Source organism: Pseudobutyrivibrio sp. (assembly GCF_017471675.1).
GTDB lineage: Bacteria > Bacillota > Clostridia > Lachnospirales > Lachnospiraceae > Pseudobutyrivibrio.
Genome location: NZ_JAFUSK010000051.1, coordinates 60,392 through 76,051 on the forward strand (window position 1 = coordinate 60,392; position 15,660 = coordinate 76,051).

Sequence of the window (15,660 nt, forward strand, 5' to 3'; positions counted from 1 at the left end):
CTAAAAAATTCCATAAGAAAAGGGGCTTGCACATAAGCAGCCCCACTTAAAATACTATTTATAAATCGGCATTCTTGTAGCAAAATCGATTATCTTTTTTCGCTCCTCAAACTCAGCCTTAAATTCCTCTTTCTTTTTCTCCAATTCCTTTTTTACCTCATCGGTAATTGGCGTTCCCCTGTACATTGCGCAATATCCATACCCTAACATAACTACCCCTCCTCCTAAATTTGCAGGCAACCCCACTCGTTCAGATTGCCTTTTGCAAATTATTAGTGATAGACATATTCTAGCAAATGTATATTGACAATGTGTGACGATTTAGTTAATTCTCTGATTTTTCTTCCATCATTTCAGAAAAAGTTCCCATATATACATTATCTTTCCCAAGAAGGAATTTTAAATCATCCATAAAAGCCTTGGTCTTAGGGTCATTTTCGAAGCCTCTAGAAATTATTTCCTCTAAAAACTGCTCCCCGATTTCAGAATCAATAATATAATCTCTATCCTCTTCAAAATCGTCAAAGCTGCGGTTCTTTACGTATTCCCCTCTGAACTTCTTGTATTCGGCGGCTTTCTTGCCATCGTATCGCATTTCATCCTGCTCAATAATGCGAATACAATTAAGCATATCCTCAGCATCTGATAAAGCATTATGCTCCACATATCCACCAAGACCACAGATAGTCTTCATATCTGCAAGAGACAGATTTGCATCAAGTCCATCTGTAACATCTAGGCTTACTTCCTTTTGGATATTTTCAAAGGTGCTGATAAATTTACCTACACTACGCTTAAGTGGCTTTTCCAGATTGCGAGACTCAAAATCCCTTTGAAAGCTGTTTTTATCACCGCCCCAAACACAGATTTTGCCAACCTGATATTTGCGAATCATGGTGATAAGCTCTGTCATTACATCCTCATAATCCGGTGCAAATTCCAAGTCCTCATTAGTAAGACCAGTAAGCTCTGTAATAAGTGGAGGCAGCTTGTGCCCTGGACGAAGTCTGACTGTGGAATAGAATCTGTCAAGCTCCTCATGGGCTGGGTTAGTAATGATTACACCAACAGATATTACATCCTCAATAGAGCTTTTCTTATACCTTGCGCTTAAATACTCAGCATCCAAAAATGCCTGATTTTTCCCCTTGTAGCCTGCTGGCGCAGTCTGACTCGGACCCTTTATTTTTTTATTTGAATTATTAACTGTTGCCAATATTTATCTCCGTAAAATAACTAATTAATTACATAAATCTTATCATGTTTTTGAACCATCAACAACCTTGTAAAATTCTTCCACTTAATAGATTGTTGTTTATGTTATCATACACACAATTATTTCATAATTTTAGTTTATAATAACTCTTACAAGTGGGAGTGTGTTTACCAGGTCAGGAGATACATTATGGCTGATATCAGTGTAAAAAACAATATTCATATAGAAAACACAACGGTCACTAAGGCTGCGCATTCTTTGGATAGTTCTAAGCCATCTTTAGATAGTTCTAAGCCACCTGTTAGTGAAAAACATCCCCTTTCAGATAAGTCAACTGATGTTTTAACCAAAGAATATGGCCCTGTTGTATCCTCTTCAAAGGATGGAGATACTGTCCGTGTTAAGCAAGATAATGGTGAGGAAACCAATCTTCACAAGATACTGCAGGAAGAACTAGAAAGATTGTCCGAAAAGAAGTTTGAAATGCCTGATTATGAGGTTCATACTGCAACTAAAGAAATTCAGAAAAACACCTGGGATATGGCAGAAGAAGCAAGTACAATCACATCCTTTGCAGGCTATTCCGATTCGGAACTAAAGCAGCTATATCTAAAGGGTGATATTTCTCAAATAGACTATAATCAGGAAATGGAATCAAGAACTGCCAGAAAAGCCTCTGAGGCAGAGGACTTACAAAACTTCAACAACACCACAGCTAAAAGCTTTGCAAAGCTATCTCAGATTGAAAACGATGCTAACACCGTAGATTTAATCGAATCTGGCCAAGTATCAGATACCATTCCAGATGAAATAAGAATCCAGGCCCTTCAGAATTTCGACATACTCTAACCGCCGCAGATTTAATTCTATATTTTACATAAAAATCCTTGCTTAGCAGGGATTTTTTTTTGTGTTTATACACATTGTATTTTTTTGTATTTATATAAATACATTTAATTATGTTTTTATTCAAATACATTGTTAATTTTTTATCAGACCTATGTTATATTGTAAATGAGCTAGTACGTTAGTTATATCTAACTGTCCATGGTATAGCTAACACAACCCCACTAGCATAACCAATAACATTTATAATTTCAGAAAGGGATTGAATCAATGGCAAATCACGATTTCGCACAATGGAATGGTTTCGTAGGTCGCGTTTGGAAAGATAACGTTGATGTACGTGACTTCATTCAGAACAACTACACTCCTTATGATGGAGATGAGTCTTTCTTAGCAGGTCCTACAGATGCTACTAACACTCTTTGGGGCAAGCTTCAGGAGCTTCAGGCAGCTGAGCGTGCTAAGGGCGGCGTTCTTGACATGGAAACAGAAATTGTTTCTTCACTTACTTCTTATGGCCCAGGTTACATTTCTGATGAGACAAAGGATCTTGAGCAGATTGTTGGTCTTCAGACAGACAAGCCACTTAAGAGAGCATTCATGCCTTACGGTGGTATCAAGATGGCTGAGCAGTCTTGCAAGATGTACGGTTATGAGCCAAGCGAGAAGCTTCACGAAATCTTTACAAAATATCATAAGACACATAACCAGGGTGTATTCGATATCTACACTCCTGAAATTTTAAAGGCACGTCACAACAAGATCTTAACAGGTCTTCCTGATACATACGGTCGTGGACGTATCGTCGGCGATTACAGAAGAGTTGCTCTTTACGGTATTGATTACCTTATCGAGAAGAAGCAGATTGACTTCGCTAACACAAACCGTCAGGGTATGAGACGTTACGACTTCCAGCTTCGCGAGGAAATCACAGACCAGATCAATGCTCTTAAGGGCATGAAGGAAATGGCTGCTTCTTATGGCTTCGATATTTCTAAGCCAGCTGCTAACGCTAAGGAAGCTGCTCAGTGGTTATACTTCGGTTACCTTGCAGCTATCAAGACTCAGAACGGTGCTGCTATGTCAGTTGGTCGTGTATCTACATTCCTTGATATCTACATGACACGTGACCTTGCTAATGGCGTTATCACAGAGTCTGAGGCACAGGAAATCATCGATCACTTCACAATGAAGTGCCGTATGGTTAAGTTTGCTCGTATCGAGTCTTACAACCAGTTATTCTCAGGTGATCCAGTTTGGGCTACACTTGAAGTTGGTGGTATCGGTCTTGATGGTCGTCACCAGGTTACAAAGACTTGCTACAGATTCCTTCACACACTTGAGAACATGGGACCTTCACCAGAGCCAAACCTTACAGTTATGTACTCTAGCCGTCTTCCTGAGTCATTCAAGAAGTATGCTGCTAAGATTTCTGTAAACACATCTTCTATCCAGTACGAGAACGATGATGTTATGAGAGTTACATGGGGCGATGATTACTCAATCTGCTGCTGTGTATCTGCTACAGAGACAGGTAAGGAGCTTCAGTTCTTCGGTGCTCGTGCAAACCTTGCTAAGTGTCTTCTTTACGCTATCAACGGTGGTGTTGATGAGAAGACTCATGATCAGGTTGGTCCTGAGTACACACCTATCACATCTGAGATTCTTGACTACGATGAAGTTATGCACAAGTTCGATCAGATGATGGATTGGTTAGCTCACATGTATGTTGGAGCTCTTAACATGATTCACTACATGCATGATAAGTATTACTACGAAGTTTGCCAGATGGCACTTATCGATACACACGTACGTCGTTCATTTGCTACAGGTATCGCTGGTTTCTCACACTGTGTAGATTCACTTTCAGCTATCAAGTACGCAAAGGTTAAGGCTATCCGTGATGAGGACGGAATCACAAAGGATTTCGAAATCGAAGGTGACTTCCCACGTTACGGTAACGATGATGACAGAGCTGATGAGATTGCTGTATGGCTTCTTAGAACATTCATGAGCAAGCTTCGTCACATCCACACATACAGAGATTCAGAGCCTACAACATCTATCCTTACAATTACTTCAAACGTAGTTTATGGTAAGGCTACAGGTGCTCTTCCAGACGGAAGACCAGCAGGCGAGCCACTTTCACCAGGTGCTAACCCAGCATACGGTGCTGAGAAGAGCGGTCTTATCGCTTCTCTTAACTCTGTTGCTAAGCTTCCATACGAAGAGGCACTTGATGGTATCTCAAATACACAGACAATCAACCCAGGTGCTCTTGGACACTCAGAAGAAGAGCGTGTTAACAACCTTGTTAACGTTCTTGACGGATACTTCGATCAGGGTGCTCATCACCTTAACGTTAACGTATTTGGTAAAGAAAAGCTTATCGATGCTATGGAGCATCCAGAGAAGCCAGAGTACGCTAACTTTACAATCCGTGTATCTGGATACGCTGTTAAGTTCATCGACTTAACAAAGACTCAGCAGCTTGACGTTATCGCACGTACTTGCCACGAGGCACTCTAATATGTAAGTTGTTCCCCTCTGAAAGCCTTCCCCCATTGGGGGAAGGTGGCCCGCAGGGCCGGATGAGGGGATTTTTTATGAGGTAGATTTATGAGTGAAATTATAGGTTACGTAAATAAATTTGAAAGCTTCGGTGCCGTAGATGGCCCAGGAGTACGTTTTTTGATTTTCTTAAATGGATGTAAGATGCGCTGTGCATTCTGCCACAATCCTGAGACATGGGCTGAACACCAGGGTGAAGAATATACTGCAGACCAGGTTCTTGAAAAAGCTCTTCGCTTCAAGCCTTATTGGAAAAAGGATGGAGGCATCACAGTTAGCGGTGGCGAGCCACTTCTTCAGATTGATTTTGTATTAGATTTATTTAAGAAAGCCAAAGCTAAGGGTATCACCACTTGTATTGATACCGCAGGTCAGCCTTTCACTCACGAAGAGCCTTTCTATAGCAAATGGAAGGAGCTTATGAGTGTTACAGACACTGTAATGCTTGATATCAAAAACATCGACCCTGAGGAGCATAAGAAGCTTACAGGCGTAGATAACGCCAACATCCTTGAAATGGCAAAAGAAATATCAGATATGGGCATTCGTATCTGGATTCGCCACGTACTTGTTCCTGGTGGAAGCGACAATGATGAATTGCTACACCGTACCAGAGAGTTTATCGATACACTTGATTCTGTAGAGCGTGTAGAGGTTCTTCCTTACCACAGCCTTGGAGTTCCAAAATACGCTGAGCTTGGCATCCCATACCGCTTAGAGGGTGTTGAATCCCCTACCCCAGAGCGTATTAAAAATGCCAAGGAAATACTTGGCGCAAAATAGAAATAATTAGTTGCGAATAAAATGCAAGCTACCGCATTTCTCTAGATACGAGAAATACGGTAGCTTGTTTCATCGTTTTCACACAGCATTTTCAATTCTTCCAGCTCACCATACGGCAATTCTCTTTTCAGGAGCAATATACATTCCATCCCCCTCTTTTATATCATAGGTTTCATAAAACTCGTCAAATTGCTGCATAGTTACATTTCCCCTTAGGTAATGGAGAGGATGTGGGTCAGTAAGTGCACATTTTTCCATAAATTCAAGGGTGCCGGCTCTTGCCCAAAGCTTAGCATTTGCCTTGAAGAATTTGTCGTAGTCAAAGCCATCAATCTTCTTTGCCATTATGAGCATACACTTAAAGCCTGCCATATCTGCAATTGCCTCTGTCTGGATAAGCTGTCCCTTAATCGGTGTTCCATCATCGAATGCTACTACCTTATCAAAATATCCTACCAGTTTGTCGGCTCTATCCATGAATGCAGCATAGTCTTCTTCGGTCCACCAGTCCTTCACATTGCCATCAGCATCGTACTGAGCGCCATTTGTATCAAAGGCATGTGAAATCTCATGGCCGATGACTGAGCCAAGTGCTCCATACTTTTCCTCTATGGACATATCGCTTCTGTATGTGGCATCGCAGAAAAAGCCTGGAATAATATTTATGGAATTGTTAGTAGGATTATAATAAGCATTTGTACTGAGTATATTTATTCCCCAAAGCTCTTTATCCACTTTGCCGTTGATATGTGTCAGCTCCTCCTCATGATTTGATTTTGCATAATCAATCATTGCCTGAAGGTATGTTCCGCCTTCTTCCTTTGGAGTCACATAATACATAGAATCATCAGGCCACTTATCAGGATAAACTGCGTGAATTACAATATTTTCAAGCTTGTATTTAGCCTGCTCTTTCGTTTCTTCTGAAAGCCAGTCTATAGTATCAATCATCTCCTTGTATGTATCTATAGTATCCTGACAAATATCTGTAATTTCCTCCTTAATATCTTCATTCAGATATTTTTCAATATAAATACGTGATACATTATCAGAAAAATGATTCATAGTCGCATCATAGGCAGCGTCCTCATCAGATTTACTTTCACTTATGCCACTATACTCCCTTGAAAGCTTCTGACTTGTTCTGTATGCATCTTCATCAACAAATGTAATAAAGGATACTGCCGCTTGTACGGTCACATAAGCCATGATTTCATCAAAATTCTCTTCAGTATAGACTTCATTCAAGCCCTTCAACCAAGCTGGCTCATTAACATTGATAAGCTTCGAATCCGAATAGCCAAACTTTTCCATATACTGTGGAAGTGGATAGTTTGGTGACATTTTCTTCAAATCCTCCATAGTAACCGGATTTATTGACTCTTTGACAAAGCCAGGTTCACTCTGCTCAAGCTTGGTTTTCATAGAGGCTGCAATTTTCTTCTCAAGGCTAAACTGATTTTCGATAAGCTTAGCAATTTCTTCCTCAGAGTAGCCCAGCCTTCCAAGCATGTATTTTGCAGCTCCTTCATTATAGGTATTCCTACGCTTTCCTTCCTCTGTAAGCTCCCGATACTCTGCAGGATCTCGAAGTGAAAGTGTAGTACTATATATATCTACCTGATAAAGAGTTGAGTCATCAGCATTTGTACCCATATTCACATTTGTTAAATAATTGCCATAGACAAAATAGTCATCAGTGAGCATATATTCATTTAGTTCTTCTAAGCTACTGATACTCTTTAATTTATCAAAGAAAAACATTAACGGTTCAACGCCCTGCTCATTTCTTGTTTCCCAGTCAAGGAACAACTCATAAAAGCTTTGTGGCAGCTTCGCATCTCTCTTATCAAGAGTCTTGTCTGCGAGAATATCAAGGCATCTTTTCTTTATAGCATCTGCTGCATCAAAAATAGGAGTTTCGTTTGAATATCCTGGGCGCAGGCTAACATCCATAAAATAATCATGATTGACATTAAGATAAAAATCATCCTTCAAATCAGGATTAGTCTCATCTGTAACAATGCCGATGATATTGCTGTTTAGCCAAGGTGTCATTAAAGATGTGTCTATTTTAGATACACTAGCTTCCTTCTTAACATCCTCAGTGCTATCCTCTTTTTGGGACGCAAGAGTGGAAGTAGTGCCACATCCTGCCAATAATGACGCTGTTAATATCCCTGCCAACAATTTGGTAATTGCATTTCGGAAAGCAATTTTTTTCATAGTCTCCATCTCCTTATATGCTAAATATACAACCTAATACGATTATAAAAATTTTCACCATACAAATTGTGTATATTCCTTGAACTTTTAAATAATACAGTTTTTACTTTTACCAGCAAATATCCTTATGCCTGTGAATGCTTAAATAACAGATTCTTCACAATCTGGAAACATTTTAAGAATATAATATCCTCATCATTAAAGATTTGAGGAGGGCTTATATATGTATTTCGAAATAACAACTGTAACTGGAGAATTTGTTTACATTAACATGCAGCAAATTACTGCTGTAGAGCCTGTTGAGCATGCGGTGTGCACCTCAGATGGCAGTAGATATAAAATGACTCCTGATTCTTATGATTCTCTTATAAAGAATTTAGGGATTGTTTAACATGAATGCGTGTTTATTAATGTTTTTAATTTAATACTTACATTTTGGGTTTAATCATGATACAATTGCTTGGCAATTGAAAAGAGTATGGTTAAATTGGAAACGCACATCCTCCGGATGATAACGAACAACACATTAATTCTTAATAGTTATTCATTATCAGAAGGAGGTTTTTTATGCCAAAAAATAAGTTTCAGGATGTAGTTTATACAATTATCATGGCCACTATCATGGTTTACGGAATGGTGGTTTACAACGTAGCTCTTAACATGGGTGGTGTTAGCGGTGCCACTTTCTTAGCAGCTTTACATGAGCTTCCAATCATGGTGCCTATCGCATTTATCCTTGAGTTTTTCATCGTAGGTAAGATTGCTAAGGCTCTTGCTTTCACAGTAGTACGCCCTACAGATAGACCACAGTTTATCACTTATGCAATTTCTATTTGCATCTGCTGCATCATGTGCCCTATCATGAGACTTGTTGCTACTATCCTTTTCAAGGACACTAAGACATTTGGTACATGGGTACAGACATGGGCTATGAATTTCCCAATGGCTCTTTTATATCAGTTGTTCTACTGTGGACCATTTGTACGTCTTATCTTCCGCAGCATCTTCCGCGAGAAGAAGGAACAGAATACAAGCGCAGCTAAGAGCGAATCTAAGGCAGCATAGTTTATTTCATAAAACAAGCCTGACTGTAATTCGCAAGCTCTAATATTTCATTTGCTTCACATGTTAGTGAAGCAAAGAAATCATTAGGCTTGTGAATGTAACAGTCAGGCTTATTTATTATCCAATGTTATCGTATATACGGTAGGACTAGAAATTGTAAGCTTTGCTACTTTTCCATTGTAACTTCTTACTATCTTTATTTCACCATCATCCCCTGTGATGGATACATCTCCCTTTTGTAAAATAGGATTCTTCTTAAGGGCAATCAGTTCCTTCACCTTACTTAGAAATTGCTTGTCCCAATTACTCTCATCCCAATCAAAGCAGCGCCTGCAATCCGGGTCGTAACCTCCCTCCATGGCATGCTCAGTGCCATAATATATACATGGTGTGCCTGGCATAAACATGCTAAGGGCTAATGCAGTCTCAAGCTTTTTCTTATCCTTGCCACATTTTGTAAAGAAGCGGTCAGTATCATGTGAATCTAGTAGATTCAACATCATATAGTTTACCTGCTTCATGTTACGCATCAATATTCCGTTTAAATGTTGTGCTGTTTTAAGTGCATCACAGCTTTCTTTAGCAAAATAATCCAGGCATATCTTCGTATATGCGTAGTTCATAATGCTATCCTGCTGCTCTCCTTGAAGTGAAGGGTAAGCATCGTGCCAATTTTCACCAATAATTACGGCATCACTCTTCTTAGCCTTAACAACCTTTCTAAACATTCGCCAAAAATCGTGGGATACCTCATCAGCAACATCTAATCTCCAGCCATCTATATCTGCAACATCAATCCAATAGGTTGCTATATCAAGCAAAAATTTCTGCACATCAGGATTTGCAGTATTTAGCTTTGGCATATATTCGCAGTAAGCAAAACATTCGTAATTACGATTATCAAGGTCTGCCTTATCCCCATCGATAATGAACCAGTCATGGTACTTAGAAGCTTTGCCGTTTTTAACAACATCTTGAAACTGAGCCATCTTGTAGCTGCAATGGTTAAATACTGCATCACATACAATCCTGATTCCACGTGCGTGAGCCTCCTTAACAAGCTCTACAAAATCCTCTGTTGTACCAAACTGTGGGTCAATTTTCTTGTAATCGATTGTGTCATATTTATGGTTAGAATCTGACCAAAAAATTGGTGTCAGATAGATGGCAGATATACCTAAATCCTTTAGGTAATCCAGCCTTTTAATGATTCCTCGCAAATCACCACCTGCATGACTTCTAGGAGTAGGCTTATCCCCCCACTTCATATCGATGTAGGACATATCCTTATTCTCATTACCAATACAGAATCTATCTACAAATATCTGGTAGAACACTGTACCTGGCATCCAATCAACAAGGGGCATAACATCATTTTCATTGATATATGGTAACTGGAAGAAATTGTAAAAGCATTCATCAAAATCGTAAGCTTCTGTTAAGCCATCCTCACTGAAATAATACTTTTTCCCATTCTCATCAAGCTCAAAAATATATACTAATCGAACATCATTAATCTTTAGCTGAATCTCATAGTATGCAAATAGCTCATCCTCGTATTTAAGCGGTACATCCACTGTGAATCTTTTCTCTTTATAATCATATTTCACTCCGTATATCAGATTTACCTTAAGGCCTGCATCCGCATCCTCCTTGGCTGTCCTAAGTCTAATAACAACCTCTTCCTTAGACAATGCAAAGCAATATCTGGATTCTGGTATGTGTAGTAAAGCGTGTCTATTCATAATTCTCCTTTCCCAATACATATAGGTTAATTAAAGCCTTTTAGCTCCGCTGTTTAACCGTTTAAATTGATTAGATACTACACTCTTTTCACCACACTGTCAATAGGTTATATTGACAATCTCATAAATGAACTTCATAATTGATTTATCAATCGATTAAACGGTTAAATGGAGGCGTGAAATGGCAAGCAAAAAAGTTACCATCAGAGATGTTGCAAAAGAAGCTGGCGTATCTGTAGCAACAGTTTCTTACGTGGTTAATGGAAGGACAGATCTTAAAATATCTGATGAGACCAGAAAGAAGGTGCTTCATGTAATAAACCTTCTTAACTACTCCCCTAATCAGGCTGCTAAGGCTCTAGCTTCAAAAAGAAAGAACCAGGTTGGCTTTGCTATTTCCCATACAGATTCTGTGCTAAAGACGGCAGACCAAATGAAAATTATGAAGGATATAGCCGAGTTCTTTGGAGACAAGAACTATGATGTATTTTTAATACCACCTGCCCGCCTTGAAAACTACGGCCAAGCTGATGCCCTTATTTGCTATGATTTAGACAGGGCTACATTCTTAGCACTTGGGAACTGTAATTTTACCCCACTTCTTGCTCTTGATAGTTATATCAATGACCCACTATTCTTTCAGATAAACACCAATCTGGACAGACTAAAGGCAGCTGCTAATAAAAAATTCTTAGGAAAAAAATATCAATATGTAATGCTTGATACTTCCAATATCGAAAAGAAGGATTTCACTAAAAATACCTTTGATGATGTATTATTTGTATCCCAACCAGCAGACTTACAAGGAATTTCATCTTCGAATGTACTTATATCAAGTGAGGTTCTTTTGCCATTTATTCCTGACAAATGCAATGTCTGCTACGAGCCGGATATTACCCACAAAAAAATGGAGCTCCTTTTTGCAGCCTACGATAATGCTGCAAACAGAGTTCCAATTGAAAACCATAATTTGTGTTGTTAATATAGGAGTAAGTGGGACTACTTGTGGGCTTTTCCTTAAGTAGCCCACAAGTAGTTAAGTAAATCTATATATTTCTCAATATTCTATTTTGTCTATTATTACTCAAATTACGTCTTAAGTGTAAATACAGCAATAATTAATAATTAAATAGCAATTATTTGAATGCCATTATATTACAGAATTGTTACGATAATGTTGCTCGAGCAACGAAAACGTTTAAGACAATGAATGGAGGAATTATCCTTATGAAAAAAATGAATAAAAAAATACTAAGTGCTTCATTAGCACTTGGTCTTATAGCATCTTCTGTATCAAGCCTTACAGCATTTGCTGCACCAAAATTTAGTCCATACGATTTACTTCAGGCAGAATTAACTGCTGGTAAAAGCGGTGTAGAGGTTCAATCTGAAGGCGATGTGAAATACATCGCAGGTTTGGAAAAGGGTGATTATTTTGCTTCTGTACCCCTTAACTTTACATCTGGTGTTGCTGCAATTTCAGCTAATATCCGTACTACAGCACCTGGATGGTTTGAGGCTCGTTTAGATAAAGCTGATGGAGAAATAATCAGTACATTTAGAGTATCAAGCACAAACGGTGCATTTAAATCTGTTTCAGCTCCTGCTAAAGCAATTGAAGGAAATCATACTATATACTTTGTAGGTAAGGTTGGTAACATTGATATTGATTCATGGAAAGCAAATCTTGCTCCTGGTCAACAGCCTGTAACTCCTGAGCCAACACCTGAGGAGCCTACTCCTGTAGAGCCTACACCAGTAACTGCAACTGTTAATCCTTATGAAACAGTTGAAGGTGAAAATTCAGCTGAGCTGAAAGCCGCTGTTGTTACAACAGTAGACAACACAAAATGCGCTATGATTCGTTCGAATGGATATGCAGCTGCAAAGAATGTAGACTTTTCAAAGGGTCTTGCAGCCTTCACAGTTGCAGCAAAGGCTAGCAAATTAGGCGTTCTTGAAATCAGACTTGATAATCCTGAAAGCAAAGCCATTGCTAATGTAAAATTAAATGCTGGTGCTTTCTCAACTAAAACAGTTAAAGTAGCTTCTGGTATTGAAGGTACACATGATGTTTACTTTGTAAGTACAGCAACAGGCGCAACTGTATACTTAGATTCTTGGTCAGTAATGGCTCCTCCAACTAAGCCAGAGCCAACTCCTGAGGATCCAACACCAGTTGATCCTACTCCAGTAGATCCAACTCCAGTTGACCCTACTCCAGTAGATCCAACACCTGTAGATCCAACACCTGTTGATCCTACTCCTGTTGATCCTACTCCTGCTGAGTCAGGCCTTGCACTTGACTACCAGATTAACAGCTGGGGAACGGGTTATACAATCAACTTTAAGATTGTAAACAACTCTAAGAGCACAGTAAATGGCTGGACATTAAAGATTAAAAAGAGCGACATCAACGTTTCATCTGGTTGGTGTGCAAAGATTGCTGAGGAAGGCGAATACTATGTATTCACTCCAGAATCATGGAATGGCACACTTCCTGCTGGCGGAAGCGCAGACCTAGGAATCGTTGGCTCAGGACAAATTGGTAACTCCCTTAATTTCATTCTTCAATAATATAAATAATAAGCTACTGCTATTGACTACAATAAGCAGTAGCTTATTTTATTCATCTATTTTCTTGTCCTGCGAAGCAGGATTCTTGCTGACAATTTCATTGTTCCGTCAGCAAGAAGTCATAGCCTTTCCACCTTAATTTCCTTATACTTTTCATATCCCTCATGAAGCATATCGCATTCTAGTGCTCCATCCTCGTAGGTGAAGCTATATAGGTTGTATTCGCCATCAAGATAAGCGAAATCTTCTCCGTTGTCCTGGTAATGTGAGCCCCAGGCGCTGTCGCCAGCCACCATAAGAGTTAGTGTATCGTATGGCTTTTCACCTACATACTGCACATCCTCGTACATAGGGATAATGCTGCCTTCCTTGATGAAAATAGGTAGTACATCAAGTGGTGCATCCACAATAATGTGCTGATTGCCCTGATAGCGCTTACCATCCCAGTAGCTTACCCATGTACCAATAGGTAGATATACCAAACGCTTAGTAGCCCCCTGCTCTACCACTGGTGCCACCAGCATGTTTTCGCCCACAAGGAACTGGTTATTCAAATTGAAGGTATTCTCATCATCCTCGTAATGAAGCACTAATGGCCTCATCACTGGAAGACCTGTTATCTGACTTTCAAATAATAGGTCATAGATGTATGGCAAGAATCTGTAATGAAGCTTCACATACTTTCTGTAGATATCTACAACCTTATCCCCAAACTGCCATGGCTCCTGAAGTTTCTGTCCCTTAGCACAATGATTTCTGAAGAAGGTGCTAAATGCAGCTGCCTCAATCCATCTAACAAGAAGCTCCGGATTAGAATCACCGCCAAATCCGCCTATATCAGTACCTGCAATGGTAAAGCCGCTCATTCCAAGATTGCAAAGCTGAGGAATTAACATTTGTAGATGTGACCAAACGCTCTGGTTGTCACCTGTCCATACCGATGTGTATTTCTGAGCACCTGAATAGCAGGCTCTTGTAATAACAAGCGGACGCTTTCCTGTCAGTTCCTTCATTCCCTCATATGTGGCCATGCTCATGTAGTGACCATACACATTGTGAGCCTCAGCATGATTGGTAAGCCTATCATTTACAGAAAACTGCACATCAAGTGGCAATGGGCCTCTAAAGCTTGCAGGCTCATTCATATCATTCCAAATGCCCTGCATGCCAATATCAGTTAGGAACTTGTGATTATTAGCCCACCATTTACGTACATCCTCTCTACCAAAATCAGGATATACCGCATCGCCTGGCCAAACCTCGTTTACATACACATCTCCATCATTATCATGTGCAAAGTAATCCTTTTTAATTCCCTCATCATAAACGCTGTAGCCCTTGTCCACCTTAACGCCTGGATCGATAATGCATACTGCCTTAAAGCCATCCTGCTTAAGCTCATCTATAAGCTGGCCTGCTGGCTCGTACTCCTTATCATCCCATGTAAACACTCTATACCCATCCATATAGTCAATATCATACTGAACAGTTTCGCAAGGGATTTGATTCTCTCTCATTCCCTTTGCAACTCGTCTGATATCCTCAGCACATTCATAGCCCCATCTGCACTGATGATAGCCAAGTGTCCAAAGCTGTGGAAGTGGAGCTCGCCCTGTCAAATATGTGTAGTGCTCCACAATATCTGTCATGCGCTCGCCTGCCATGAAATAAAAATCCAGATTTCCATCATCCGCGCCGTACCAGAAATAATCAGTGCTTTCCTTGCCCAAATCCATATAGCTATGGAATGTGTTATCAAAAAACAAGCCGTAAGTATAACCATCACCTTTTCCAATCACAAATGGGATAGATTTGTACAGCGCTGGCATGTTCTCGTGGTGAAGCTGTGGAATGTCTGAATTCCAGTTTTCGTAAGTGTAGCCACGCTTGTTAAGGAAGCCTGTCTTATCGCCCATTCCATAAAACTTATCATTGTCGTTAAGCTTAAACAGCTGCTGTACCTTGTGATTTTTAAACTGGTCAGCATTAAAAAGATGTCCCTCGGCAATAAGTAGATTAAGAGCTTCTTCAGAAATTCCACCGAATATCTTTCGCTCACCAGTGAAGCTGGAAAGAATTTCATCCCCATATCTATCTGAGAATTCAAACTGAAAATCATCACCAATTCCCAGTATCACTTCCTTTGTTTTAATCCTAACGCCTGCATTATCCTCTAGTTCTTCCACATCAAAATCTGTAGGAACAGCCACATTACCTTCTATGGCAACAGATTTGTAATCCTTCTTCCATGTAGGCACATATACCCTGATAATCTCATCAGTAATAATCTCTACATTTACAGTCTGCTTTTCAAACTGCAAATGGACACAATTATCAACAACCTTTACTCCCGCGAACTTACCATATTCCATAAAAAAATTTTCCCTTCTTCCGCTATATTTTTTCTTATTTTACACTATAAATTCATTTTTGGAAACGTTTCCAGAAAATTTTTCTGTATATTTGAATGTAGCTTGCAGTCACGCTCTGTCTACGATAATAGCAGGGACGGCATTATTTTGATTAATTACATGATTTTGTAATGAGCTTAGAAAGATAAAAAGCAGGTTTTCAAAACCTGCTTTTTTAATTTTTCTTAGCGAATGTAATATGAATGCAATTAATCAAATA

Annotated in this window: 12 protein-coding genes; 7 read left to right on the plus strand and 5 right to left on the minus strand. The window is 39.4% G+C overall.

Features of this window, described 5'->3' with window-relative positions; all coding sequences use genetic code 11:
* Positions 1-54 precede the first annotated feature (54 nt).
* Both IJ535_RS08810 and IJ535_RS08815 read right to left on the minus strand, forming a co-directional pair.
* Entirely contained in the window at positions 55-210 is a 156-nt protein-coding gene (locus IJ535_RS08810) for a hypothetical protein (RefSeq protein WP_294301475.1), read from the minus strand.
* Between the two features lie 115 nt (positions 211-325).
* Positions 326-1,216, minus strand: a complete 891-nt coding sequence (locus IJ535_RS08815) for an exonuclease domain-containing protein (RefSeq protein WP_294301477.1) — start codon at positions 1,214-1,216, stop codon at positions 326-328.
* Positions 1,217-1,405: 189 nt separating this feature from the next.
* On the opposite strand from IJ535_RS08815, the gene IJ535_RS08820 reads away from it, so the two are divergent.
* The 3 genes from IJ535_RS08820 (at position 1,406) to pflA (ending at position 5,416) form a co-directional block, all read left to right on the plus strand.
* Positions 1,406-2,065: a hypothetical protein gene (locus tag IJ535_RS08820; protein ID WP_294301480.1), complete on the plus strand. Its 660-nt coding sequence runs from the start codon at positions 1,406-1,408 to the stop codon at positions 2,063-2,065.
* A gap of 267 nt (positions 2,066-2,332) precedes the next feature.
* Positions 2,333-4,591 (plus strand): formate C-acetyltransferase, encoded by a 2,259-nt coding sequence (gene pflB / locus IJ535_RS08825; protein WP_294301483.1) that lies wholly within the window; start codon positions 2,333-2,335, stop codon positions 4,589-4,591.
* 90 nt (positions 4,592-4,681) lie between these two features.
* A complete protein-coding gene (gene pflA, locus IJ535_RS08830; protein ID WP_294301485.1) occupies positions 4,682-5,416 on the plus strand; it encodes a pyruvate formate-lyase-activating protein in 735 nt (244 codons plus the stop codon).
* A gap of 105 nt (positions 5,417-5,521) precedes the next feature.
* Here pflA and IJ535_RS08835 read toward each other — a convergent pair whose 3' ends face one another.
* The gene (locus IJ535_RS08835) at positions 5,522-7,642 is read right to left on the minus strand and encodes a M13-type metalloendopeptidase (protein ID WP_294301488.1); all 2,121 of its coding nucleotides are present in this window, start codon (positions 7,640-7,642) and stop codon (positions 5,522-5,524) included.
* Positions 7,643-7,865: 223 nt separating this feature from the next.
* On the opposite strand from IJ535_RS08835, the gene IJ535_RS08840 reads away from it, so the two are divergent.
* On the plus strand, positions 7,866-8,033 hold the full coding sequence (locus IJ535_RS08840) for a hypothetical protein (RefSeq protein WP_294301491.1): 168 nt from the start codon (positions 7,866-7,868) through the stop codon (positions 8,031-8,033).
* A gap of 176 nt (positions 8,034-8,209) precedes the next feature.
* On the plus strand, positions 8,210-8,707 hold the full coding sequence (locus tag IJ535_RS08845; RefSeq protein WP_294301493.1) for a DUF2798 domain-containing protein: 498 nt from the start codon (positions 8,210-8,212) through the stop codon (positions 8,705-8,707).
* A 110-nt stretch (positions 8,708-8,817) separates the two neighbouring features.
* Here IJ535_RS08845 and IJ535_RS08850 read toward each other — a convergent pair whose 3' ends face one another.
* Positions 8,818-10,452, minus strand: a complete 1,635-nt coding sequence (locus IJ535_RS08850) for a glycoside hydrolase family 13 protein (RefSeq protein ID WP_294301495.1) — start codon at positions 10,450-10,452, stop codon at positions 8,818-8,820.
* Between the two features lie 181 nt (positions 10,453-10,633).
* On the opposite strand from IJ535_RS08850, the gene IJ535_RS08855 reads away from it, so the two are divergent.
* Positions 10,634-11,434, plus strand: a complete 801-nt coding sequence (locus tag IJ535_RS08855; protein WP_294301497.1) for a LacI family DNA-binding transcriptional regulator — start codon at positions 10,634-10,636, stop codon at positions 11,432-11,434.
* A 245-nt stretch (positions 11,435-11,679) separates the two neighbouring features.
* Positions 11,680-13,029: a cellulose binding domain-containing protein gene (locus IJ535_RS08860; protein WP_294301498.1), complete on the plus strand. Its 1,350-nt coding sequence runs from the start codon at positions 11,680-11,682 to the stop codon at positions 13,027-13,029.
* A 119-nt stretch (positions 13,030-13,148) separates the two neighbouring features.
* Here IJ535_RS08860 and IJ535_RS08865 read toward each other — a convergent pair whose 3' ends face one another.
* Positions 13,149-15,401, minus strand: a complete 2,253-nt coding sequence (locus IJ535_RS08865; protein ID WP_294301501.1) for a glycoside hydrolase family 31 protein — start codon at positions 15,399-15,401, stop codon at positions 13,149-13,151.
* Between the last annotated feature and the right edge of the window lie 259 nt (positions 15,402-15,660).

Coding starts and splice junctions, on each gene's coding strand:
- IJ535_RS08835 (WP_294301488.1), bottom strand. CDS start 7,642: ATGAAAAAAATTGCTTTCCGAAATGCAATTACCAAATTGTTGGCAGGG.
- IJ535_RS08845 (WP_294301493.1), top strand. CDS start 8,210: ATGCCAAAAAATAAGTTTCAGGATGTAGTTTATACAATTATCATGGCC.
- IJ535_RS08865 (WP_294301501.1), bottom strand. CDS start 15,401: ATGGAATATGGTAAGTTCGCGGGAGTAAAGGTTGTTGATAATTGTGTC.
- pflA (WP_294301485.1), top strand. CDS start 4,682: ATGAGTGAAATTATAGGTTACGTAAATAAATTTGAAAGCTTCGGTGCC.
- IJ535_RS08855 (WP_294301497.1), top strand. CDS start 10,634: ATGGCAAGCAAAAAAGTTACCATCAGAGATGTTGCAAAAGAAGCTGGC.
- IJ535_RS08820 (WP_294301480.1), top strand. CDS start 1,406: ATGGCTGATATCAGTGTAAAAAACAATATTCATATAGAAAACACAACG.
- pflB (WP_294301483.1), top strand. CDS start 2,333: ATGGCAAATCACGATTTCGCACAATGGAATGGTTTCGTAGGTCGCGTT.
- IJ535_RS08860 (WP_294301498.1), top strand. CDS start 11,680: ATGAAAAAAATGAATAAAAAAATACTAAGTGCTTCATTAGCACTTGGT.
- IJ535_RS08840 (WP_294301491.1), top strand. CDS start 7,866: ATGTATTTCGAAATAACAACTGTAACTGGAGAATTTGTTTACATTAAC.
- IJ535_RS08850 (WP_294301495.1), bottom strand. CDS start 10,452: ATGAATAGACACGCTTTACTACACATACCAGAATCCAGATATTGCTTT.
- IJ535_RS08810 (WP_294301475.1), bottom strand. CDS start 210: ATGTTAGGGTATGGATATTGCGCAATGTACAGGGGAACGCCAATTACC.